The organism is Clostridium thermopalmarium DSM 5974 (assembly GCF_002995795.1).
Taxonomy (GTDB): Bacteria; Bacillota; Clostridia; order Clostridiales; family Clostridiaceae; genus Clostridium_H; species Clostridium_H thermopalmarium.
The window spans coordinates 103,533-127,555 of sequence record NZ_PVXN01000065.1 but is presented as its reverse complement, the minus strand read 5'-3'; the positions used below and the strand labels follow the sequence as shown (position 1 = coordinate 127,555).

Genomic DNA, 24,023 nt, shown 5'->3' with positions numbered 1-24,023 from the left:
AATGAATTCTAAGGATATAAGAGCACTTTTAGAAGGAGTGAAAAGCGGCAGTATTTCAATAAATGATGCCGCAAGTAAGCTTGAAGATTTACCTTATAAGGAGTTAGGTTATGCTAAGATTGATAATCATAGGGAAATAAGAGTAGGATATCCTGAGGTTATATATTGTGCAGGAAAGACAGTTGAGCAGGTAAAAGGCATTGTGGAATTTATGAATACAAAAGATAATAATATACTTGGAACTAGAGCTACAAAAGAAATGTATGAAGCGGTAAAGGAAATATGTAAAGAAGCAGAGTACAATGAGCTTGCAAGAACTATTACTGTAAAGAAAAAGGATGTTTCTAAAACAGATACTTATATTGCTGTAGTTACAGCAGGTACTTCGGATTTACCTGTAGCAGAAGAAGCAGCAATTACAGCTGAAATTTTTGGAAATAGGGTTGAGAGAATCAACGATGTGGGAGTTGCTGGAATACACAGGCTATTCAGTAAATTAGATATAATTAGAGGAGCAAAGGTTGTAATTGCTGTAGCTGGTATGGAAGGTGCTCTTGCTAGCGTTGTAGGAGGTTTAGTTGATAAACCTGTTATTGCAGTACCAACCAGTGTGGGATATGGAGCTAATTTTGGCGGATTATCAGCGCTTTTATCGATGTTAAACAGCTGTGCGAGTGGTACAAGTGTTGTAAATATAGATAACGGATTTGGAGCTGGATACCTAGCTAGTATGATAAACCAACTTTAAATTTATAAAGTTGGTTTAATTATTGATATTAGTTTTTAAGCTTAAAGTTTTACATAAGTTGTAGTATAATGAATACAATACATATTATAAGATTGGAGGAAATAAAGTGAAGAATAAAAGGATTATTAGTCTTGCATTGGTATATTTTTTTATACTTACCCTTTTACCAATGGGATTTTTAAGTAAAGAAGTACAAGCTATAGAGGATTATAAAAAATATGATAGCAGCTCTACTAAAATAGCTAACAAATATAATATTGAAGGTAAAATATTTAAAATAAAACAATATGATGACTACACATTAGTTCTTACTGAGGATTCTCTTTACTTTATACAGGATGGAAAAGCTAAGAAGTATAACTTAGGCAAGGTAGATATTTTTCCTAGTACAAGTATTGGAATAAGTGGAAAGTACATATATTTAACTCCATGTAGAACAAACTCTACGTATAAATTGTTAACAATAGACAGTGAAAAGTTTACAGGAGAATCCAATGCTGTAAATGAATATATTTCATTTAATGATACAGATAATAATATTAAACTTCAAGAAGTAATAATAGATAGCAGTAAAAACAAGTGGTTTTCAGTGTATAACTCTTCTGAGGGAATATATAATCTTTTAAAAGTGGAAAATACTGAAGGTGCTGTTGAGAAAAGCGTCCGTACTCTTAAAGCAAGCGAAAGTTTTAAATATGATGATGCCTTTACGAATTTAAAATCAGATTCAAATGAAGGAATTTGCTTTAAGGTTACAGAAAGTGATTCCAAAACTAAAAAGTATATGCTTACTAGAATATATAAAGATGATACAGATAAAACCTATACTTTTGAAGATGATATTGTTGACTATAGTATAGATAACGATGGTAGTCTATGGGTTATTCACAAAGATAAGATTGTACACGTGTCTGAATCTGGAAAGGTTATAAAGAAATTTAATGGAACTAATTTAAAGGATATAGAAAAAGATGCTAAAGGGAATATATGGGTCTTAGATGAAGATAAAATTAAAGAAATAGTTAATGATGAAATCCAAGAAAAATATACAGTATCAAAAGAAAGTAAAGAATTCAGTATAAAAGATGAAAACAATATTGCTGTAAGAAATACTAGAGGCTTTACTCTTATAAGCCAAGGAGAAGCGGAAGATACTATTGTAGGTAGTTATGTATCAAATTCAGCAGTGGTTTTAAAAGATAACATTTCAGATGTTAGAATAATAAGTGATAATTATAATTATGATGAAGATTATAAAAACAGTGATGATGTGCTTTTAGAAGTAACTTTAAAGAATAATAAGTTTAATATAGAAAATAATGCTGGAGCTAAATTTAAAAGCTATGTTAGTGCAGTAATTTGTAATGATGAAGTATATTTTGTATGTGATGACATAGTCTATAAGTTAAAAGATAATTCTATAGAGGAGTATGTGAAATTAAATAATGAAGAAGGTTCTATGAACTATACTTCTTCTATAGCTTTTGATGATAATGGATACTTATACGCTGTAGGCGAAGAAAAGCTTTATGTAGTGGACAAGGATAAGAAGGTAGAAGAAATAGAGTTATCAAAGCTTTATTCTTATGATAGTGTAATTTATAATAAGCTAATAAAGGACAAAAATGATGATGTTTATTTGATTACTAAAGCTCTTAATGGAGTAAAATTGAATAAATTAAATGGAAATCAGTATAGAGCAATAAATTATAGATCTCCAAATGGAGATGAACCTGTTAATATATTCTTAAATGAAAATGATGAGCTTGAATTTGTTTGTGGAAATAGTTCATATGGATATAAGGTTTATAAACTAGATGAAAATCTTACACCTCAAGAGGACTTAAGATTCAGTGGTCAAGGTTCAAATCTTACGGAAACCTATCCTGAAATAAGAAAATTAGAAGAGACAGGAGATGGGAAGTTAATATTATGGATAGGATATAATATGCTCTATGCAAAGGAAAAGAATTCAGATAAATTTATTGGACTTTATGATATAGAAGCAAATGATACTATAACTAGTATGGTTAGTGGTAATGATGGAAAGGTTTATATAGGAACTTATAAAAGTGGAGTGATTTCCTATGGAATAGGTATAAATGATATACTCCCTTCAGATTACACAACTAAGTCTTTAGAAGGTAAAGAAGTAGTTCCAAAAGATAAGGAATGGAATATAAAATTTAATAAGGAATTAGATGAAAGTACTATTACAGAGGACAATATTGTTGTGGTTGATAGTATGGGCAGAACTCAATCTGTAAAGGTTTCTTTAGGAGAAGACAAATCTTCAGTAAAATTAACTCCTAATCAGCCTTATGAATATGGAGAGTCTTACTATATTATAATAAAGGATAGTGTAAAAGCTTCTTCAGGGAAAAAATTACCTAAAGCTGTAGTAGCACAGTTTACTGTAAATGAAAGTAAAGAAGGAGATTTGAATGTTAAATTTGAAATTGTATCTCCAAGCAATCTAGATGCTAGGCAGAGGAGTTTCATGGATGATATTATAAACAAATGGAAAGATGATTTTAAAGGAGAAGTTGGAAAAGTTACAGTAGGAAAAGTGAATTTATCCTCTGATACTGCTTTTATATCATTTAGTGCAGAAACAGTAGTTGAAAAGGATGGAAATAAGGTAAAAGAAACTCAAGATATAAGCTTAAATTGTAAAAAAGTAAATGGTGTATGGAGCATAACAGAATAAAATTTAAAATGATAGTATTTCGGTGTGTTAATGAAGATTACAGTATAAAAAATAGGGCTTTGCTTAAGCCCTATTTTTTAGTTTTTCTATTCCAATTTTAATTCTTCTTAGAGATTCCTCTTTTCCAAGGATTTCTGCAAGTTCAAAAGCTCCACCTGGAGATGCTGGTAAACCTGATAGGGCAGTTCTTATAGGCCATAGAACCACTCCATTTTTAACTTCCATTTCAGCAATTAAGTTGAATATTGCATCATGAATGGATTCAAAAGTCCAATCCTCTAAGCCTTCAAGTACTGGAAGTACTTTTTCTAGAGTAACAAGAGAATTTTCAGCATTAGTTTTCATCTTTTTATGGGTATATAAGTCTATATCATAATCAGGTAATTCCTTAAAGAATGGAAGCTTTTCTGGAATGTCAGTTAAAACTTCAGTTCTTGTTTGAAGAAGTTCGCTTATCTTCATCATATCTAGTTTTGCCATGTCTTCTTCTTTAAAAACTTCTTTATAATATGGCATTGCAAGTTTATGGAACTCTTCAAGAGGAAGCTTTTTAATGTATTCTCCATTCATCCATCTTAATTTAACTGTATCAAATATAGCAGGTGACTTATTAATATTTCTATAATCAAACTGCTCTACAAGTTCTTCTAAAGTAAAGATTTCTTGATCTGTTCCTGGATTCCATCCAAGAAGAGCGATAAAGTTTAATACTGCATCTTTAAGATATCCTTTTGCAAGTAAATCTTCAAAAGAAGCATCTCCATTTCTCTTACTTAGCTTGTTATGAGCATCTTTCATTATTGGAGGGCAGTGTATGTAAGTTGGAATGTCCCATCCAAAAGCATTATATAATCTGTTGTATTTTGGTGCAGAAGATAGGTATTCATTTCCGCGGACTACATGAGTAATTCCCATTAAGTGGTCATCAATAACATTAGCAAAATTGTATGTTGGAAGTCCGTCAGATTTTATGAGAATCATATCTTCAAGTTCAGAGTTATCTACAGAGATTTCTCCATAAATTTCATCTACAAAAGTTGTAACACCTTCAGTAGGATTTTTTTGCCTTATAACATAAGGAATTCCAGAAGCTAATTTTTCTTCTACTTCTTCTTTTGAAAGATTTCTACAGTGACCATCGTATTTAAATACCTTTTGATTAGGATCGTCAGAAGCTGCTTTTATAGAATCAAGTCTTTCTTTATCGCAGAAACAGTAGTAAGCTTCTCCTTTTTCAATTAATTGTTTAGCATATTTAAGGTAAATACCACGTCTTTCGCTTTGAACGTAAGGGCCTACAGGACCACCTATATCTGGACCTTCATCATGAATTAGACCAGTCATTTTTAGAGTCTTAAATATTACATCAACAGCTCCTTCAACGTACCTTTCTTGGTCTGTATCTTCAATTCTTAATATAAATTTTCCGCCTGCATGTTTTGCTATTAAATAAGTGTAAAGGGCTGTTCTAAGATTGCCCACATGCATATAGCCAGTTGGACTAGGTGCAAATCTCGTTCTAACTTCCTTTGCTGACATTTTCTTCACTCCTATATATATATTTAAATGCCTTTCACCATTTGCTCTCTGATGAAAGGCATGAAAAATCCTCTTTTAATCATATACCAAGGCATATTTTATGTCAATATTAGGCGGGCTAAAATTCTTTATTGCAGTAGATTTTTGAGGATATTATCATTGATATAACCAAAACTATTAAAACTAAAGTTGATGTAAAAAGGTGGAACTGATTTAAATGTCTAAAATCCATAAGCCAATTGGAGAATTTTAATCCCATATTAGATTTAAGAAATTTTGTAATATAGCCTGGAATAACTAATAGAAGTATATATAATACCATATTGATTATTCTAAATTTATTATACTCAAATTTATAGTAAAGAGGATAGTATACTGAGTAAAATATACCAAGCAAGTTAAAGGATAAAATGAAATCCCAAAAGGTTGCAGTTCGAACAGCTGCTTTTACTCCAAGTCTATTTAAAATAAGAGTAAATATGATTATAACACATGATACTATTAAAACGCGTAGAATAAGGGATAAATACTTTGCACGTACTATATCTTTTTTATTAATGGGCATGCTGTTTAATGCTATATTGATTTTATATTTTTCATCATAACCATTAGAATATAGGATAGATATATAAGATAGCATTACTATAGATAAAACATAAAGCATTCCAGGAAGGTGATCCATCTTAAGACCAAATGCGGATATCATGAGACTATATACTAAAAGGAATATATTATACCTTTTGCCAAGCTTAAAATCCTTTAAAACTAGATTTAACATTAATACTCACCCTCTCATATATCTTTTTTTCTATAAACTTGTAATGAAATTATGGCTGATATAATTACTAGGCATATCAGTATAATTGTAGATAATATATCTATAAGCCCTTTATTAGTTTCCATAAAGACCATAATTTTTTTTACAAAATCTAAAGTTACAATATCTTGAATAGCAGTTATAAATGAAAAGAAGGACATATAAATCAACAAATAAAGTATCTTTATAGTTCTATAACCGAATTTGTAGAACAAAGGTATAACTAAGGAAATCATTAAAATACTAGAAACAAATACCTTTTTAATTACATTCATATTTATAAATCCAATGTTTCCTATATTCATTAAGGCAGTTAGTGATCCTAAGGCAGCAGCAAATACTGTAGCGGCAAAAATATAAAATATTAAGCTCAAATATCTTGATAGGACAATTTCTTCTCTTTTTACAGGAAGAGAATTTATTATATATTCCCCTTTAGTTCTTTCATCATATATGAAGCTTTCACTGACTAAGAAATAAGCTATAGTGTTGATTATGAGAATGTATATATTATCAGAAGAAAAAGTGTCCATTACTGTAATTATAAATAGACAATAAGCTAAAAATATAGCAGCATTTTTCTTACTAAAAGCTATAGCAAGGTCTTTTTTAATGAGATTAATCATATTCTTACCTCCTTACGGTGTAGACCATTATATCTTCAAGAGTTGGTTTTTCTATTATAACTTCATTCTTAAAGACTTTTTTTATATTTTCTACATTATCAGTAAGGGCTTCAAAGCCAAATCGGTTTTCACTAATACCTAAAAATTCTTTTTTAGTATGGCTATTTAAAAGTTCAAGGCCTCCTTTAACTATGCCATAGCTTTCTAATATATCATCTTTAGGCTTTGAGAACACTATGTTTCCATTGTTTATGAAAGTTATATAATCTGCTATTTTCTCTAAATCAGTAGTTATGTGAGTAGAGAAAAATACACTTTTATTTTCATCTTGAATAATAGAATAGAGAATATCTAATATTTCTCTTCTAAAAACAGGGTCAAGTCCAGAGGTTGGTTCATCCATTATTATGAGTTCAGCATTATGAGATAGGGCAATGGCTAATGAAAATTTCATTTTCATACCTTTAGATAAAGTTTTTATCTTTTTCTTAGGGTCTAAATTAAAATCTTTCATATATTTATAAAAAGAAGAATCGTCCCATTTGCTATAGAAGGGAGCTATTATTTTTTTCATCCCTTCCATAGTTAAATCTTCGTAGTAATAATTTTCATCATAAACAAAGCCTATTCTGTTTTTGACTTCTTTCTCATGCTTTAAGTTATCAAGACCGAAAATTTTAATATAACCACTATCTCTATGAATTAGATTCATAATCAATTTTATAGTTGTGCTTTTTCCAGCTCCATTAGGTCCTATAAATCCCATAATATAGCCTTTTTCTAAAGTAAAACTTATATTATTGAGAGTGAAATCTTTATATTTTTTTCTAAGATTGTTGACTTCTAAGATATTATTATTATTCATATAAAAACCCCCTAATTTTCTTCAAAAAGAATTTTTAACATTTCTAAAATATCTTCAAAACTTAAATTAAGCATCTTACTTTCTTCAACTACTTCTAAAAGTTTTTCTTCTATAAACTTTAGCTTTCTCTCACGCAGCAGCTCCTTATTTTGAGCCGCTACAAAAGAACCTTTTCCTGCAACAGTTTCTATAAATCCTTCTCTTTCAAGTTCTTCATAGGCTCGTTTAGTTGTAATAACACTTATTTGTAGTTCCTTTGCAAGGCTTCTTATAGAAGGAAGGGCGTCTCCCTCTTGCAGCTCACCCTGTATTATTAAGGCTTTTATTTGATTTGATATCTGTTCATAAATGGGTTCTCCAGAAGAGTTAGATACTATTATTTTCATTTGAATGTCTCCTTATATAATATTTAATAGAATACAATGTAAAATCAAATACATAATAAAATTCTACGAAGCTGAAAAAATAAAGTTTGTAAAGAAAAAGATTTTATATGCATGTTTGTATATACTGTACATATCGTATATATACAGTATATACATTGCTTTGGATTTTTGTCAATGGATTTTTAGAATTTTTTAGAATTATAATAGTATAATTAGTAGAGAAGGTTTTATAGAATGATATTATAAGGAGCTGTAATATAAGGTATGAAAAAATTTAAAGTGCTTAAGTTAGTTATTATAATATTTGTTTTTATAAGTGTAATATTTATAAATCATGATAATTTGGCTTTAGGAAAAGGGGATATTTTTAGAGAAAAAAATATAAGTATAGAAAGTAGAGAAGAAAAAGGAGAGAGATTTTATAAAAGTGATAGAATAGTACAAGGACTTAAGATTGTATTCAGCCTAGGTGTACCTATAATAATATTATCAACAGGATCTTCTGCAAAGCTTAGAAATGTATCAAAGGGAATAGGAAAAAGAACTTTTTTAGCTGTAGGGATTTATGGACTTATATATAGCATATTAGATAGTGCTTTAAACTTTCCATTAACCTTTTATGGCAGTTATATTCAAAGTCATAAATTTGGATTGTCACATCAACCTCTGTATATGTGGTTAAAAAATTATTTTTTAAGTTTAGCTATAGAATCTGTAGGAATATTTTTTGCTATTTCAATGCTTTACTCCATAATTAGAAGAAGCCGTAAAAGATGGTGGATATATACTGGAATTATATCAATACCTATAAGCCTTGCACTTTTTTATGCACAACCAGTTATAATAGATCCATTATTTAACGATTTTAAGACCATAGAAGATAAGACCACAGAAAAAAGTTTAATTGAACTTGCACAAAAGGCAAAAATAGAAAACTGTACTATTTTAAAAGTAGATAAAAGCAAAGAAACATCTATGATAAATGCATATATGACTGGAATAGGAAAGGCTAGAAGAATAGTGTTGTGGGACACTGCTTTAAATAAGCTAAATTTAAGGGAATTAAAATTTGTAACTGCTCATGAAATAGGCCATTATGTATTATCACATATTCAAAAATTCTTTATAATACAAACAATAGTTACTTTTATAGTTTTATATATAATTCATGCTTTAGCACCTTTTATAATAAATAAATTTAAAAGAAGGTTTAAGTTTACTGATATTAGTGATGTAGCATCTTTTCCTCTAATTATATTTATAGTAAGTCTATGCATGATATTTATAATTCCAGCGTCTAATGCTTATTCTTGTTACATAGAACGTGAAGCAGATGCTTTTGCCATAGAACTTACAAGAGATAATGCTGCTGCCATAACATCTTTTGAAAAACTTTCTAATGAAGGAATTACAATTCCAAATCCGGATCCTATATATAAGATGTGGAAATATGATCATCCTCCAATAAATGAAAGATTAGAATTTTTTAAGAAATACAAACCATGGGAAGAAGGAAAGAGACTTAGATATGAAAAATATATAAAAGAATAATATAAGAAAATTGCGATGCAATTTTCTTATATATAACATCACGCATTGGATTTGCATTTAGGAAAGATTCACTTTGTAAAGAAGCTTAAAACGCAGTTGAAGAGTGGAGGCGCTTGTAGCGCCTCCACTTTTATTGGGTTGTCGTGTATAATAGAATTGTATAAATACAATAAAGGGTTGGGAAAATATGAAAATAAAAAGTATAGTGGTTTGCCTTGAAAGTATATACATAAAATTTGTAAAAATGATAAAAGAAGTGTTTGGAAAGGCCTGGATAGGTGGAAGGTTCGCTATAATAGGATTTATTATGATACTTTCGGCAGTGATTGGATTTTACTTGGATACAGGCTTTGGAAAGATTATAGATATATCATTCTGTGTTTTCATTGGAATGATTTTTGTACTTATAGGAAAAACTTTAATAAAAATTATACTTAGAGTATTTAGGGATTTTCCCACGGAGTTTTTAGCCATATTAATTCTTGGAATAGCAGCCCTTACAGCAGGAATTAGTTTTGCTTTAGGCTTTCCTGTTTATTTAGCGTTTTTATGGGCAATCTTAATAATAGCCGTAGAAAGTTTTTTAGGAATAGGGCTTAGACTTGCTTTTAAAAACAAAGGAAAAAGAATGTTAGCTTTTGCATTAGTTGGTATAACATTGACTTTAAACATAGCTGCAATAGCTCAGATAAGAAATTTAGGTAATGTGAATTATGAATTAAAAAATTATATATTATCTATGAAAAGTTCAGATAATAAAGAAGATATATTAAGCCAAAGTGAAGAAGAAAAATACAAAGTTAAAACCTTATCTTACGGCAGTGGAAGAGATAAAAATAGAGTAGAGTATGGTGAAGAAGTAGATATAAAGACAGATAATGTATATGCTTATCCTTTTCTTGAAAATTATATAGGTTTAAAGGGAAAACTAAGAACTATGTATTGGGGCTTTGACGATAAATCCATGCCTATAAATGGACAAGTTTATTATCCAGAAGGAGAAGGGAAATTCCCTTTAGTATTAATAGTTCATGGAAATCATGATATGAAAGAAAGGTCTGAAAAGGGGTATGAGTATTTGGGAAGACTTTTAGCAAGTCAAGGTTTTATTACAGTTTCTGTAGATGAAAATTTTCTGAATGGTTCTTGGTTTGGAGATTTGGGAGGAGAAAATGATGCAAGGGCTTGGATTTTATTAAAGCATTTAGATGTTTGGAAAAAATTTAATGAGGATAAGAAAAATCCATTTTATAATAAAGTTGATTTTAATAATATTGCATTAATTGGACATTCAAGAGGGGGAGAAGCTGTGGCTACTGCAGCAGTGTTTAACAAGCTTAAGTATTATCCAACCAATGCTTCTGTAAAATTTAATTTTAATTACAATATTAAGTCTATAGTAGCAATAGCACCTACAGATGAACAATATAAGCCTGCTGGTAAGCCCATAGAAATAAAAAATATAAACTACCTTCTTCTTCAAGGAGCTAATGATGGTGATGTGTCTACGTTTGTTGGAAGCAATCAATATAATAGAATAAAATTCGATGATGGTATGTATCATTTTAAGTCCTCATTATATATATATGGAGCAAATCATGGGCAATTCAATACCTTGTGGGGAAAAAGAGATATACCAAAACCTTTAGGGTGGGCATTAAACATAAAGCCTCTCTTAAGTGGAGAAGACCAAAGGAATATAGCAAAAACCTATATATCTGCATTTTTGAAAACTACTCTTAAAAATGAGATGGATTATATATCCTTATTTAAAAATTATGAAGAAGGTGAAAACTTTCTCCCTAAAACTGTATATATAAGCAGATTTGAAGATTCTAATTTTAAACTCATAAGCAATTATGAGGAAGATGCAGATCTTGAGACCTCAACTTTAGCAGGGGGCATTCAAAGAGGAGAAGGTATATATACCTGGAAGGAAAAAAGGTTAGAGTTTAGAAGTGATTTTTTAGGAAATAACAATGCTGTAGAATTAAAATGGACCCATAGTGGAGGAATATATGTTATAGAGCTTCCTAAAAGCGTGGCAAATAATTGGAATATTAATTCTAAATCAAAGTTGATATTTTCTGCTGCAGATGTGCAAAAGGAAAAGCTAGAAAAAAATAAATTAGAGTCAACAGACTTTACTATAAGATTGATTGATAATAGCGGAGAGGAAGCATCCCTATGTTTGAGCAATATAGGAAGACTTCATCCACCAATAGGAGTTAAAATTTCAAAATGGAACTACTATAATAAGAGGAACTATGGAAAAAATTTTGAACCTGTACTTCAGACTTTTCAAATACCTATAATGGATTTTATAAAAGTAAATTCTAAGTTTCAGCCAAATAGATTAAAAAGTATAGAATTTATTTTTAATAAAGACTCCAAAGGAGATATATTAATAGATGACATAGGTATGGAAATTTAGTATACTATTTAAAGATTAAGTAATAAAGATTTTATGTAAAAAGGAGAAACCTATGATGTATACAATAAGCTCTAGAGAAGACAACAAGTCTAATTTAGGATATTATTTGTGCTTCCTTGCTGTAATGGCTATAGGATGGATTGCTTTTTTTATAATAAAGCTTAGAGATAGTTTTAATGCAGGAGGAGGAAAAATTGATAAGCTAGTAATTAATTATATTAAAACCATTAGAAGTGATAAGTTAAACACTATTATGGTTTTTATAAGTAAAAGTGGTGACACGATAGTTGCAATAATATTTACTATTCTTATAATACTATATTTTTACATGAGAAATAAAATAAGAGAAGCAATGTTTTATGCAGTGAATATTTTAGGTATTGCTATTGTAAGTCAAAGTGTGAAATTTTTATGTGGAAGAGAAAGACCTGAAGGAGATTGGTTAGTTGATATTGGAGGGTATAGTTTTCCAAGTGGTCACGCTATAATCTCAATGGCAGGTGCTTTAATACTAATTTATTTCATATTAAGCTTTTTAAATAACAGAATTCTTGCATATATAATAAGCATTGTAATTTTTATATATGCTTCATTAATTGGATTAAGTAGAGTATATGTAGGTGTTCACTATATAAGTGATGTTATTGGAGGTTGGGCATTAGCTTCTGTATGGGTGTTTATAGCTTTATCTATATTCAGAAGAAGAAGTATGAAAAATATAACTAAATATATAAGTTAGAAAAAGCTCTGTATTTACGGCAGGGCTTTTTTATTTTTTGAGAATTAAGCTAATGCAAATTTAGGGAAAATATGGTAATATATACTTATGTAAAAATATGGTAAAGAGGGGATGGGTTAAATGTCTGATAAGTTGTTAATAATAAATGATTTATCTAGCATAAAACAAAACATGAATAAACATAAATATAAAACCATAAATTACATAATTGAGGGAATTAGATTTTCTATTGCATTTCTTATTTTGAGAATAATTTTTATACTTCCAGTATTTATTATTTCTAATGAAAATCTAAATTTTTTAGAGTTCTATATAAAAAAATATTCTTTTTCAAGTATAAGCTATGACCATATATGGAACAATTTTAAATATGCTTTTTCAACAGTATTACAGAACAATGACTACTTAATCAAGTATATGATTATTAGCTTTATAATATTGAGCTTTATTCTAGTAACAACTATAAAATCTCCTATTGGAATTTTAATAAGTTTTATATTCACCACAATATCACCATATCTAATTGAAAATATATTTCTTCCTATAATATCTTTCATTTATATACCAGTTAATTTTATATGTTCTTTTATTGATGGGTTAATACCTTCTTTTATACCTGTACTTTTGATTTGGGGAGGAGCAGGAGCAATTTTTGGCATATTAAGATTAAAAAAAATGAATCGCAACTAAAATAAATGCCCCTTGAATTTGTTATTATTTTTAGTTTATGTAAAGTTCTCAGCAAAGTTTTATGAATTAAAAATACTTTGTCTAGGTTTATACGGGATTTTGAAGATAATGGACAAGTATAATTCATAATTTATTTAAAACAGTTATAAATAAAGAAATATAGAAATAACATATATAGAATAATATTTTAAAAAGGGGCAGAAATAATGGACATAAAGAACAAAATAATTGAGTTGTCAGAAAAATATAAGGAAGATATGATTAATTTCTTAATAGAAATGATAAGAATTCCAAGCTTTAGTGGAGAGGAAAAAAAATTAGCTTTAACAATCAAAAATGAGATGATGAAATTGGAATTCGATGAAGTTACTATAGACAATCTAGGAAATGTAATAGGAAGAATAGGAAATGGAAGCAAAACTATAGCCATAGATGCTCATATGGATACTGTACAAGTTGGAGATGGGGAGTTATGGAGAATAAATCCTTTTGAAGGAATCATGGTTGATAATGTAATCTATGGAAGAGGAGCAGCAGACCAAAAAGGCGGCATAGCTTCTATGGTTTATGCAGGAAGGATTATAAAAGAGATGGGACTTTACAATGAATATACTATTTATTTCATAGGAACAGTTATGAAGGAAGAAGGGGAAGGAGTAGCATGGCAATACATAATAAAAGAAGATAATATAATACCAGATTTGGTAATCATAACAGAACCTACAAACTTGAACATATATAGAGGTAGCAGAGGGAAAGTTGAGCTTATGGTAACAGTAAAAGGCTTGCCTTGTGATGCTAGTGCTCCTCAAAGGGGAATGAATGCAATATATGAGGCTTTACCGATAATTGATGAACTAAGAAAGTTAAATAAAAAATATAAGAATAATGGTTTTTTGGGTCAAGCTTCTATAGCTGTGACTCAATTGTTTTTTAAAACTCCATCTTCTGGTTCAATTCCAGATGAATGTGTTGTTCATATAGATAGAAGGATAGGAATAGGGGAAGATATGAGCAGTGTTTTAGAAGAGGTAAGGAAATTAAATGGAGCTCAAAATGCTAAAGTTGAACTAATAATGCTTGATAAGCCAAGTTATACGGGATTAGTTTATCCATGCAGAGCTTGTACTCCAGCTTGGTCGTTAAATGAGGATCATGAATTTTTAAAAGCCGCAAAAAATGTTTATAGAGATATATTTAACAAAGAGCCTAAGCTTGGCAAGTGGACTATAAGTACAAATGGTAATGTTACTGCAGGAATTTTCAATATTCCAACCATTGGCTTTGGTCCAGGAAATGAAATTTTTGCTCATGGTCCTAGAGAACAGATAGAAGTTGGGCAATTAGTGGAAGCTTGTAAGTTTTATGCAATGTTGCCAGCAAGGCTCAATTAAGTGGAGAAGTGGAGACGCCTGCAAAGGCGCAGTGAATCTTTACTAAATGCAAATCTCATGGGTGATGTTATATATAAGAAAATTGCTATGCAATTTTCTTATATATTAATCAATATAGGAGCTTCCATCAAGTGGTATTACAACCTGTAGAGGAGGCTTTTTATCTAGTAGTCCGACGGCGTAAACGGTTAGAATTCTATTAGGTCTTATTCTGACATTAGGGACATTTAATATTATCTTGCTTGTACCTGTAGGTCTAGCTTGGAGAGTATATGTTCCTTGAGAAATTGAAATGTAATCGGAGGATTTTTCAAAGCTTATATTTTTAAATAAAACCTCTCCATTAGGCAGAGTTATATCTATAGCAGGAGTGTTAGGAGATAGATGAATAAATCTAATATAGGATTTTCTAGGAATTGAAGGCATTTTTGGCTCTTCAAAAGGAAGTAGTTTAATTTCTTTAAGCATTCCTGCAGCAGCTATCGTTAATATAGTATTTGGCCTAAATGTATAATTAGTATTTATAATAGGATCAGTGGTTTTTCCAGCAGGAAAAACTCTTATGTTGTAAGAACCTGGAGCTACTGTAAGGTATCGAGTAAAGTCTTTAAAGTTTAAATTCCTAGCTATTAATTGATTGCCTAAGTATACATCTACAGCTGGTGCATCAGGAGAGGCATGAAATAGTCGTACAAAAGACTTGGCTGGCCTTCTAAAGTAAGGATCAAAATACATATTATTAGTCACCTTTCAAAATTATTTCTACATAATAGGATATGCACCTATACTAATATATGTGCATAAATTTTATAATAAATATTATCTTGCTAGTAAATGGAAGAGAGTATAGAATCAAAATATAATATTAAATATTGTGGTAATTTATTTCTAGTGCGCCAAAGGATAGGGTATAGTTTAAACTAAGGAGGCATGTAAAATGATAGATGGCCAATCAAGGATTAAGTTTAGATTTATTCATGCTTCAGATATACATCTAGGGAGTATTATTCATGCAAGTGTTAAAGAAAATAATAAAATAGATGAGATGTTAAAAGAAGCTGTATACAATAGCTTTAGAAGGATTTGCACTTCGGCTATAGAATTTAATGCAGATTTTATAATTTTATCTGGGGACATCTATGACAGAGAGTTTAGTACTGTTAAAGGAAGCAGAGTTCTGTACGATGAAAGCATCAGATTAAAAAAAGAAAATATACATATATATTTAATTAGAGGGAATCATGATCCTTTAGGAGGAGAGGCAAGGGAGATATTTACTCTGCCTAGTAATGTACATATATTCGATTGTGACAAGGCTCAAAGCTTTAATATAAGTAAAAATGGAAAGATTATAGCTAAGGTTATTGGACAATCCTATAAAAGTAGGTGGGAGAAAAGAAAAATAGCTTTATCTTATGAAGTTGAGGATTCTTCTGTGTATAATATAGGAGTACTTCATACGGCTTTAGAACCTGTGAGCAGCAAATATGTACCTTGCAGTATAGAGGAATTAAAAAAAATAGAAAATATACATTATTGGGCATTAGGTCATATACACAAATGCAGAATTTTAAATAGCAAACCTGTTATAGTTTATTCAGGGATTCCTCAAGGAAGAGATATAGGAGAAGAAGGAATAGGTGGATGTCTGCTTGTAGAAGTTATGGAGGACCTATCTCAACAAATTAAATTTATACCAATATCATCTGTAATATGGAAGAGAGCTGTATTAAATATAAATGATTCAGATAAAGTACTTATGGGATTAAATGATATGGAGGAGCTTTTAATAGAAAAAGGTGAGGAAATATTAAATGCGCATGTGGAGGCACCGGAGAATTTAGAAAGTGTTTATCCAATAGAAAAGGTGTTGAAGGGATATATAGTTCATTGGAGTATAGAGGGAAGAGGACAAATAGACGAGCTTTTAAGAGAAGATGAAGAAAATGCAGAAAAATATCTTGTGGAAAGGATGAATAAACATTTTTTAAATGAAAGGCTATTTTTATATACCAATGCTGTATCAATAAATACATCTAAAGAAATACCAGATATAGATTATCTAATTAAAAACAATAGGATAATAAGAGAGGTAAATGATATATCCAGATTGTGCCTAGAAGACGAGCTTATAAAAAAAGAAATAATAAATACCTTTGGAAATGTTTTTGAGAAAAAAAGCAGTTTAGAAGATATGGATGAGGAAAAAATACAGCTCAATAATGATTTAGTTGAAGAAATAATAAATTCTGCCAAAGAACTCATTATAGAAAAATTTTTAGAAAAAGGTGAGTAAGCTTGAGAATAAAGAGAATATATATAAAGGATTTTGGTATATTTAGAGATGAAAAATTGGAGGATCTTAATGGGGACATAATAGTTATAGGTGGACATAATAGGGCAGGAAAAACCACCTTTATGAAATTATTTAGGCATTTAGGATTTGGATTTGGACAAAATGCTAAAGACCTTCCAAAGCCAAGTGTAGAGTATGGTGTAAATTATGATGTTGAATGTAATAATGGTGAACTATTTAATATAGAGATAATAGGAAGCAGGCTTCCATCAGTAAAAGGAATTAATATAAAAAAGAACAGATCCATTGAAGAGTTGTATGGAAATGTTGATTATTTTACATATAAACAGCTTTTTACTATAACTCTAGACGAGCTTCAAAATACTTCTCTTGAGGATTCCAAAGAAGTAAGCAATATGCAGAGCATATTACTAGGAGCTGGTTTTAAAGAGATAATCCATATTCCTAAATTTATTAAGGAAATTCAAAGTGAGGCTCAAAAAATAGGTGGAGTGAGAGGAAACCCATCTACAAAACAGTTCAAGGTATATAATAAAGAAATAAAAGAAGGTATAAGGCTTAGGGAAAGGGCAAAAGCTCAGGTTGAAGAGTATTATGAAAAGAGCATTGAGCTAAAGAATATAGAAAATAATATTGAAAAGTTTAAAAGTGAAATATGCAAAACAAGAGATGATGTATTTCGACTAGAATTAATAAAAAATAACTTTGAAACCTATAGAGAATTGAAAGAATTAAAAGTAAAAATCTCTTTGGAAGATATGAGCTTGCTAGAGCAAGAGAAAAAATTTAGTTCTATGGAGAAAGCAGTAGCTCTAAAAGAAGAATACAATAATATACTCAATGAATACAATGAGGAAAAATGCAGATTCTTGCAAATGGTAGGTGAAGAAGAACTGAAATATAAGCTACTAAGTAATAAAAATAAGCTTTTAATTTTTGGTCAAGGTTTATCAGGAATTAAAGAAAAAATAAATAATTATAAGGAATTAAAAAATAATTGTATTAGAGCTAAGGAGGAGATTTTAAGAAGAATTCTTGGCATCAATGAAAAATGGAAAGATGATTTTACTAAACTGATGAATATAAAGATAGATGCTATTGAAGAGAATAAACTAAGCACATTAGTAAGAGAGGAAAAAGAATTATACTATAAAAAAAGAGAGTTAACTAATGAAATAAAGGGGTTAGAGAATAACAAAGGGATGCTTGAAAAAACTTATGGAAATAATGAAATAACTAATATAGACAAGCTTATAAAAAGATGTTTCTATATTTCTATATGCATAATAATTCTTGGAGCTCTTTTATGCTTTGTAAATTACAGTGCAGGAATAGTGTTATCCATATCGGGAGCTGCTCTAGGAGGAACTTATGGATTTATTAAATATTCTTCAACAACTAATAAGTCCTTTCTTGCTAATACTACCCAGCTAGAAAGCATAGATAAGAAAATTTTAGATAATAAGGAGTGTTTAGAAAAGATCAGTGAGAAGTTTGAATGGACAAGGTTAAGGTTGAAAAGCTATAGAGAACTTCTAGATATAGATGAAGAAATATCAGGAGAAGCATTGATAGAATACTTTAGAAATGTAAAAGAAATAAAAAACAGCATATTGAGTCTTCAAAACTATATTAATAAGTTAAATAAAGAAGAAACAGCTATAAAAGAAAGCTTAATTCCAATGGTAGATATCATTGGAGAGTTTAGTGAACTAATAGGAGAAAATTATATATATAAAGATAGGGAGATAATTAAGCACGCTAACCTTGTTTTTGAACAAATAGAAAAGCTAAATAATTATGTAGATGTTGCAGAAAAATTAAATTTAGAAGAGCAGAAAAAAGTTTTATGTGAAAGAAAGATAAAAGAATTCATTGGAGAATATGGCAAAGAAGATATAATGACATTATTGGATGACTATATTAAAAGATGTAAAAAATTTAGAGAGCTTAAAGAGCTTAAGAGTAAATATGAAATATTAGAAAAAACTTTAGAAAATGCTTGTGCATTCTTACCTTTAAAAATTAGTTTAGAAAATTTTAAAGAGGAATTGGGTAGATTTATTTCTATTGAAAATGTGGAGGAAGAGTATAATAATTTAAAGGAAAAGCTTAAGAAATTTGAAGAAAAACTACAAAGTTCTATAGAAAAAAGGGAAAGCATAAGATACGAGCTTCAAAATCTTTATAGTACAAAAAACATTGAATATGCTCAGGAAAAGATTGATGAGGCTAGAAAATCTATGTATTCCATAGCAAAGCGTTATGGAACTTTGAGAGCAGCAGAATTTATACTTAAAAAGGTTCAGAATAATTTTGTAGAGAGAACCAAGGATTTTCTTCTAAAGGATGCTAGCAGTTATTTGAGCCAAATAACCAAAGGTGAATATTATGATATACAGCCAGTAGAAGATTTGACATCTATGGATTTTAGAACTGTGCTTAAAGATGGAACTATCTACGAAAATTCAAAGATTTTGAGCAGAGCAACAAAAGAACAGCTATTTTTATCTGTAAGGCTTAGTAGAATAAAAGAAATAACTCCTTCTTTGCCAATAATTTTAGATGATTCTTTTGTTAATTTTGATGAAAGTCATACTAAGAGTGTGTTAAAACTTCTAACTAATATTGCAAAACAGAATCAGATTTTTATAACTACTTGCCATTCAAGAATGGTAGAATATATAGGCGAGCTATGTGAAAATGTTACATATTTAAAATTGGAAAAAGGAAAATTTAATAAAATTAGCAAAGAAAAATTAATTGATTATCTTCAAGATAATTGATATATATGCAAAATTAAAAATGAAATATGCGGCGTATAGGGATAAGTATGGAAACTAATTATTGACGTAAAAACATGGAAAATGTATAATTATGCTATGCCAATACAAATACATGCTGTATTGGTTTTTTTCTATTAAAAATGTAAAAATATTTTTAATGGGTGGTGATTTTTACATTAAAACATAGCCACTCTATTTTTAAATTATAATTATGTAGGAGAGATAAAATGAAAGTTTTAGTTGTGGATGATTCTCAATTTATGAGGCTTAATATTATAAATTATCTAACAAAAAATAATATTGATGTAGTAGGGCAAGCAGCCAATGGCAGTGAGGCTATTAGATTATATAAAGAATTAAAACCAGATATAGTTACTATGGATATAACTATGCCAGATATGAATGGTGTTGAGGCTGTAAAGGAAATAATAAAAATGGATCCTAATGCAAAAATTATAATGTGTTCTGCTATGGGACAACAGGGAATGGTTATAGAATCCATTAAGGCTGGAGCTAAAGGATTTCTCATAAAGCCTTTAAATGAAGAAAAAATGATAATGGAAATAAATAAGATAATGATGAGCAAATAGAAATATTGCTCTAATTAGATAAGAGTTTTTAATATAAATTTAGGGAGGAATGAAAATGGGAGATCCTAGATTAAATAAGCTTGCAAAACTTTTAGTAAATTACTCAACAAGGGTAAAAAAAGGGGACTTTGTATATGTTCAATGCGACAGTGTAGCAGAACCTTGGATGGCAGAGGTAGTTAAAGAAGCTATTCTTGCAGGAGCACACGTAGAAACTAACTTGACTTCTGATGCTGTTAGTGAAATAAAATTAAAATATAGTACTGATGATCAACTTCAAGAAGAAAATTTCATGGCTAAAACTCTTTTATCCAAAGCAGATGTATGGCTTACGGCTTGGGGAACAAGAAATACAAAATCCAATTCAAATATAGATGCTAAAAGGCTTCAATTAAGTTCTAAGGGAGCAGCAAGCTGGAGAAAGATTTATTCAGAAAGAATGGGAAATGGAAGCCTTAGATGGTGCGGAACACAATTCCCTACTTATGCAGATGCTCAAGAAGCAAGCATGAGCCTTTCTGAGTATGAAGATTTTGTTTATGGAGCAGGTCTTTTAGATAGTGAAGATCCAGTAAGTGAATGGAAAAAGATAAGCGCATATCAAGAAAAATGGGTAAAGTATTTAAATAATAAAAAAGAACTTCATATTATTTCAGAAGGAACAGATATAAAAGTTAATATTGAAGGAAGAAAATGGATTAATTGTGATGGAAAAGTAAATTTTCCAGATGGAGAGGTGTTTACATCACCAGTAGAAGACGGTATAAATGGATATATTACTTTTAGCTTTCCAGGAATCTATATGGGAAAAGAGATCGAGGGTATAAGATTAGAAGTTGAAAATGGTAAAGTCGTAAAAGCAACTGCTAAAAAAGGAGAAGATCTTCTAAAGGCCCTTTTGGAAACAGATGAGGGAGCTTCCAGATTTGGTGAAGTTGCCATAGGAACAAACTACGGAATTAAAAAATTCACAAAGAATATGCTGTTTGATGAAAAGATAGGTGGAACAATTCATATGGCAATAGGAGATTCTATGCCAGAAGCAGGAGGAAAAAACAGATCTACAATTCACTGGGATATGCTTTGTGATATGAGAAACGGCGGAAAGATTTATGCTGATGGAGAACTTTTCTATGAAAATGGAAAATTCATGGACAGCAAGCTTGAAGAATAATTAGTACTTAAAATGAAATAATATATAAGCTATATTAAATTTTAGAGAGTCTGCTGCAAAATGCATAAAAGTCCTGTATAAAATCAAAAGCCATGCATAAATAGGAAAAATATATTCCATTGTATGCATGGTTTTTATTTATGATAGTATAAAAATATTTGCTGTTTTGCAATAGTTCTTTATAACTATATTAAATAAACAGGTTTACGTTAGAATTATAGGCTTCTCCAAGGTAGTACCCAACTCCTCCTAATTTAACACCATCTATTAATTCTTCTTTTTTAAATCCTAATAGATCCATTGACATTTGGCAGGCTACTATTTCTACACCGCTTTCAATAGCTGATTTCATTAGCGCTTCAAGAGATTCAACGTTTTTATTTTTCATTATACTTCTTATCATTTTAGGACCGATTCCAGCCAGGTTCATTTGAGATAGTTTTAATTTTTGTGATCCTCTAGGCATCATCCATCCAAACATCTTTTCAACGAAGGTCTTTTTAACGGATGTATTTTGTTGTTTTCTTAGGATATTTATTCCCCAGAAGGTGAAGAACATAGTAACCTTTTTACCCATAGCAGCGGCACCGTTAGCTATTATAAAAGATGCTATAGCTTTATCTAAATCTCCGCTAAAGACAACCATAGTTTGACCATCTTTTCTTGGAATCGTAATACTATCCTGTGATATAGCTGCTTCTCCAGAATTCTTTTTTAAAGTAGCTTTAATTATTCCTTTTTCCTTGGCTAGGCTTACTAGTTCTGTACCAGTACTTTTGCACCAAGATTGTATATCGGCATAGAAACCAGGGTCAGAAGCTGTTACGTTTAAAAAATCTCCGAAATTTAATTCATCTACTGCAGATTTAACTCTCATTAGTGGACCTGGGCAGCTAAGTCCGCAAGCGTCTAAATTCTTAACTATTCCCGTATTGACTTTTGGATTTTTCACATCATTAATAATTGTGTTATTAGACTTTAGAATATTATCTATGCTTTTAGGAGTAAATTTAGAGGCTAGATATACTTTATATCCTCCAGTTATATTTTTAACTTTAAATCCATTTTGCATTAATAATCTTGCAGCATAATATCCTCTTTGTCCTATTTGGCAATAAGTCCAAATTTCTTTAGATTTATCTAATTCATTCATTCTTTCTCTTAAATTATGCAGAGGAATATGGATAGAACCTTCTATTGTTCCTGTTTCAATTTCTAAATCAGTTCTTACATCTAGAACTATTACGTTATCTCTATCTCTTGTATCTATATCACTTGGAGTAACCACATCAACTTTTCCAGATATAATGTTTTCTGCAGCATAGCCGGCTATGTTAACTGGATCTTTAGCGGAAGAGAAAGGTGGGGCATAACAAAGTTCAAGCTCTGTAAGATCTTTTACATTTCCGCCTAATCTCATAACTGTTGATATAATATCAATTCTCTTATCTACACCTTCATATCCAATTGCCTGAGCACCAAAGATTTTTCCTTCTTTATTAAATATAAGCTTTAGAGTTATTGGCGTTGCTCCAGGATAATAAGATGCATGGCTCTGTGGCAATACATAAATAACTTCATAAGGAATGTTTAATCTTTTCAAAGTCCTTTCGTTATTTCCTGTAGCTGCACAAGTTAAATCGAAAACCTTAAGAATTGAAGAACCTTGTGAACCCTTAAAGGTTGTTTTTATTCCACAGATGTTATCGGCTGCTATTCTGCCCTGTTTGTTAGCTGGTCCTGCTAAAGGGATAGCTGTCTTTTGTCCGTTTACGAAATCAACAATTTCTATAGCATCACCAACAGCGTATACATCTTTAATGTTAGTCTCTAGGTTATTATTTACTATTATATGACCTTTTGGACCAAACTCTAATTTTGTATTCTTAAGAAAGGCAGTATCGGGAGTTACCCCTATAGCGAGTATAACTATATCTGAAGTTATTTTTTGTCCATTATTTAATTCAACGTCTAGTTTTCCGCCATTAGGAATAAAAGCTTTAACTCCATTATTTAGAACTAAGCCTACTCCATTATCTTCTAATTCCTTTTCAGCAATTGTTACCATGTCTGAGTCAAATGGTGCAATAATGTGAGGAGCAGCCTCAACTAAGGTAACATTTATTCCAAGGCGATTTAGGTTTTCTGACATTTCTACACCGATAAATCCGCCTCCTATAACTACAGCAGATTCTGGTTTGTTTTTAGCTATATATTCCTTAATTTTGTCAGTATCATTCATATTTCTTAAGGTAAATATTTTGTCATTGTTTATACCATTAATAGGAGGTTGAATTGGTTTTGCTCCAGGGGATAAAATTAATGCATCGTAACTTTCTGTATAAGTTCTTCTATCAGCACTTTTAACTGTAATTTCTTTTTTATCTGTATCCACTTTAATTACTTCACTTTTAATTCTCACATCTATATTAAATTTAGATTTCATATCCGCTGGAGTAGTAACTAAAAGATTATCTCTTTCTTGTATTACATCTCCAATATAGTATGGTAATCCGCAATTAGCAAAAGATATATGTTCTCCTTTTTCAAATAATATGATTTCAATATTTTCATCTAATCTTCTAAGCCTTGCAGCAGCCGATGCTCCACCAGCAACTCCTCCAACTATTAATACTTTTCTATTCATTTAAACTCCC

Annotated in this window: 18 protein-coding genes; 11 read left to right on the top strand and 7 right to left on the bottom strand. The window is 30.1% G+C overall.

Translation table 11 applies throughout. From position 1 onward, the window contains the following. Position 1 precedes the first annotated feature (1 nt). Both larB and CPAL_RS12785 read left to right on the top strand, forming a co-directional pair. The gene (gene larB / locus CPAL_RS12790; RefSeq protein WP_061857241.1) at positions 2-748 is read left to right on the top strand and encodes a nickel pincer cofactor biosynthesis protein LarB; all 747 of its coding nucleotides are present in this window, start codon (positions 2-4) and stop codon (positions 746-748) included. A 106-nt stretch (positions 749-854) separates the two neighbouring features. Beyond that, positions 855-3,458: an Ig-like domain-containing domain gene (locus CPAL_RS12785; RefSeq protein ID WP_106024778.1), complete on the top strand. Its 2,604-nt coding sequence runs from the start codon at positions 855-857 to the stop codon at positions 3,456-3,458. Positions 3,459-3,521: 63 nt separating this feature from the next. Here the strand turns inward: CPAL_RS12785 and gltX are convergent, their stop codons facing one another. The 5 genes from gltX to CPAL_RS12760 form a co-directional block, all read right to left on the bottom strand. Beyond that, positions 3,522-4,997 (bottom strand): glutamate--tRNA ligase, encoded by a 1,476-nt coding sequence (gltX, locus tag CPAL_RS12780; RefSeq protein WP_061857239.1) that lies wholly within the window; start codon positions 4,995-4,997, stop codon positions 3,522-3,524. 118 nt (positions 4,998-5,115) lie between these two features. After that, on the bottom strand, positions 5,116-5,775 hold the full coding sequence (locus CPAL_RS12775; RefSeq protein ID WP_106024777.1) for an ABC-2 transporter permease: 660 nt from the start codon (positions 5,773-5,775) through the stop codon (positions 5,116-5,118). A gap of 14 nt (positions 5,776-5,789) precedes the next feature. After that, positions 5,790-6,440, bottom strand: a complete 651-nt coding sequence (locus CPAL_RS12770; protein ID WP_106024776.1) for an ABC-2 transporter permease — start codon at positions 6,438-6,440, stop codon at positions 5,790-5,792. Positions 6,441-6,444: 4 nt separating this feature from the next. Beyond that, entirely contained in the window at positions 6,445-7,305 is an 861-nt protein-coding gene (locus CPAL_RS12765) for an ABC transporter ATP-binding protein (RefSeq protein WP_106024775.1), read from the bottom strand. An 11-nt stretch (positions 7,306-7,316) separates the two neighbouring features. Continuing rightward, positions 7,317-7,691, bottom strand: a complete 375-nt coding sequence (locus CPAL_RS12760) for a GntR family transcriptional regulator (protein WP_106024774.1) — start codon at positions 7,689-7,691, stop codon at positions 7,317-7,319. A gap of 264 nt (positions 7,692-7,955) precedes the next feature. Between CPAL_RS12760 and CPAL_RS12755 the strand changes: the two genes are divergently transcribed. The 5 genes from CPAL_RS12755 to CPAL_RS12735 all read left to right on the top strand — a co-directional run bounded on the left by CPAL_RS12755 (position 7,956) and on the right by CPAL_RS12735 (position 14,499). After that, entirely contained in the window at positions 7,956-9,242 is a 1,287-nt protein-coding gene (locus CPAL_RS12755; protein ID WP_061857234.1) for a M48 family metallopeptidase, read from the top strand. A 187-nt stretch (positions 9,243-9,429) separates the two neighbouring features. Next, positions 9,430-11,676 carry a poly(ethylene terephthalate) hydrolase family protein gene (locus tag CPAL_RS12750; RefSeq protein ID WP_106024773.1) on the top strand — a complete coding sequence of 749 codons (2,247 nt, stop codon included), beginning with the start codon at positions 9,430-9,432 and terminating at the stop codon, positions 11,674-11,676. Positions 11,677-11,728: 52 nt separating this feature from the next. Then, positions 11,729-12,415, top strand: a complete 687-nt coding sequence (locus CPAL_RS12745; protein ID WP_242976326.1) for a phosphatase PAP2 family protein — start codon at positions 11,729-11,731, stop codon at positions 12,413-12,415. A gap of 120 nt (positions 12,416-12,535) precedes the next feature. Then, on the top strand, positions 12,536-13,105 hold the full coding sequence (locus CPAL_RS12740; RefSeq protein ID WP_061857231.1) for a hypothetical protein: 570 nt from the start codon (positions 12,536-12,538) through the stop codon (positions 13,103-13,105). 206 nt (positions 13,106-13,311) lie between these two features. Beyond that, entirely contained in the window at positions 13,312-14,499 is a 1,188-nt protein-coding gene (locus CPAL_RS12735) for a YgeY family selenium metabolism-linked hydrolase (RefSeq protein WP_061857230.1), read from the top strand. Between the two features lie 105 nt (positions 14,500-14,604). Here CPAL_RS12735 and CPAL_RS12730 read toward each other — a convergent pair whose 3' ends face one another. Continuing rightward, the gene (locus CPAL_RS12730) at positions 14,605-15,234 is read right to left on the bottom strand and encodes a DUF4397 domain-containing protein (protein ID WP_061857229.1); all 630 of its coding nucleotides are present in this window, start codon (positions 15,232-15,234) and stop codon (positions 14,605-14,607) included. A gap of 202 nt (positions 15,235-15,436) precedes the next feature. On the opposite strand from CPAL_RS12730, the gene CPAL_RS12725 reads away from it, so the two are divergent. The 4 genes from CPAL_RS12725 to CPAL_RS12710 all read left to right on the top strand — a co-directional run bounded on the left by CPAL_RS12725 (position 15,437) and on the right by CPAL_RS12710 (position 21,366). Then, entirely contained in the window at positions 15,437-16,795 is a 1,359-nt protein-coding gene (locus CPAL_RS12725) for a metallophosphoesterase family protein (RefSeq protein ID WP_061857228.1), read from the top strand. A 2-nt stretch (positions 16,796-16,797) separates the two neighbouring features. Then, a complete protein-coding gene (locus CPAL_RS12720; protein ID WP_106024771.1) occupies positions 16,798-19,602 on the top strand; it encodes an ATP-binding protein in 2,805 nt (934 codons plus the stop codon). 227 nt (positions 19,603-19,829) lie between these two features. Next, on the top strand, positions 19,830-20,192 hold the full coding sequence (locus CPAL_RS12715) for a response regulator (RefSeq protein WP_106024770.1): 363 nt from the start codon (positions 19,830-19,832) through the stop codon (positions 20,190-20,192). Positions 20,193-20,247: 55 nt separating this feature from the next. Continuing rightward, positions 20,248-21,366 (top strand): aminopeptidase, encoded by a 1,119-nt coding sequence (locus tag CPAL_RS12710; protein WP_061857225.1) that lies wholly within the window; start codon positions 20,248-20,250, stop codon positions 21,364-21,366. A 190-nt stretch (positions 21,367-21,556) separates the two neighbouring features. Here the strand turns inward: CPAL_RS12710 and CPAL_RS12705 are convergent, their stop codons facing one another. Next, positions 21,557-24,013 carry a DsrE/DsrF/DrsH-like family protein gene (locus CPAL_RS12705; protein WP_106024769.1) on the bottom strand — a complete coding sequence of 819 codons (2,457 nt, stop codon included), beginning with the start codon at positions 24,011-24,013 and terminating at the stop codon, positions 21,557-21,559. Between the last annotated feature and the right edge of the window lie 10 nt (positions 24,014-24,023).

What these genes read in the sequence shown, in the direction of transcription:
- CPAL_RS12710 (WP_061857225.1), top strand. Translation starts at nt 20,248, where the DNA reads ATGGGAGATCCTAGATTAAATAAGCTTGCAAAACTTTTAGTAAATTAC.
- larB (WP_061857241.1), top strand. Translation starts at nt 2, where the DNA reads ATGAATTCTAAGGATATAAGAGCACTTTTAGAAGGAGTGAAAAGCGGC.
- CPAL_RS12755 (WP_061857234.1), top strand. Translation starts at nt 7,956, where the DNA reads ATGAAAAAATTTAAAGTGCTTAAGTTAGTTATTATAATATTTGTTTTT.
- CPAL_RS12740 (WP_061857231.1), top strand. Translation starts at nt 12,536, where the DNA reads ATGTCTGATAAGTTGTTAATAATAAATGATTTATCTAGCATAAAACAA.
- CPAL_RS12775 (WP_106024777.1), bottom strand. Translation starts at nt 5,775, where the DNA reads ATGTTAAATCTAGTTTTAAAGGATTTTAAGCTTGGCAAAAGGTATAAT.
- CPAL_RS12760 (WP_106024774.1), bottom strand. Translation starts at nt 7,691, where the DNA reads ATGAAAATAATAGTATCTAACTCTTCTGGAGAACCCATTTATGAACAG.
- CPAL_RS12745 (WP_242976326.1), top strand. Translation starts at nt 11,729, where the DNA reads ATGATGTATACAATAAGCTCTAGAGAAGACAACAAGTCTAATTTAGGA.
- CPAL_RS12765 (WP_106024775.1), bottom strand. Translation starts at nt 7,305, where the DNA reads ATGAATAATAATAATATCTTAGAAGTCAACAATCTTAGAAAAAAATAT.
- CPAL_RS12715 (WP_106024770.1), top strand. Translation starts at nt 19,830, where the DNA reads ATGAAAGTTTTAGTTGTGGATGATTCTCAATTTATGAGGCTTAATATT.
- CPAL_RS12770 (WP_106024776.1), bottom strand. Translation starts at nt 6,440, where the DNA reads ATGATTAATCTCATTAAAAAAGACCTTGCTATAGCTTTTAGTAAGAAA.
- CPAL_RS12735 (WP_061857230.1), top strand. Translation starts at nt 13,312, where the DNA reads ATGGACATAAAGAACAAAATAATTGAGTTGTCAGAAAAATATAAGGAA.
- CPAL_RS12730 (WP_061857229.1), bottom strand. Translation starts at nt 15,234, where the DNA reads ATGTATTTTGATCCTTACTTTAGAAGGCCAGCCAAGTCTTTTGTACGA.
- gltX (WP_061857239.1), bottom strand. Translation starts at nt 4,997, where the DNA reads ATGTCAGCAAAGGAAGTTAGAACGAGATTTGCACCTAGTCCAACTGGC.
- CPAL_RS12705 (WP_106024769.1), bottom strand. Translation starts at nt 24,013, where the DNA reads ATGAATAGAAAAGTATTAATAGTTGGAGGAGTTGCTGGTGGAGCATCG.
- CPAL_RS12725 (WP_061857228.1), top strand. Translation starts at nt 15,437, where the DNA reads ATGATAGATGGCCAATCAAGGATTAAGTTTAGATTTATTCATGCTTCA.
- CPAL_RS12750 (WP_106024773.1), top strand. Translation starts at nt 9,430, where the DNA reads ATGAAAATAAAAAGTATAGTGGTTTGCCTTGAAAGTATATACATAAAA.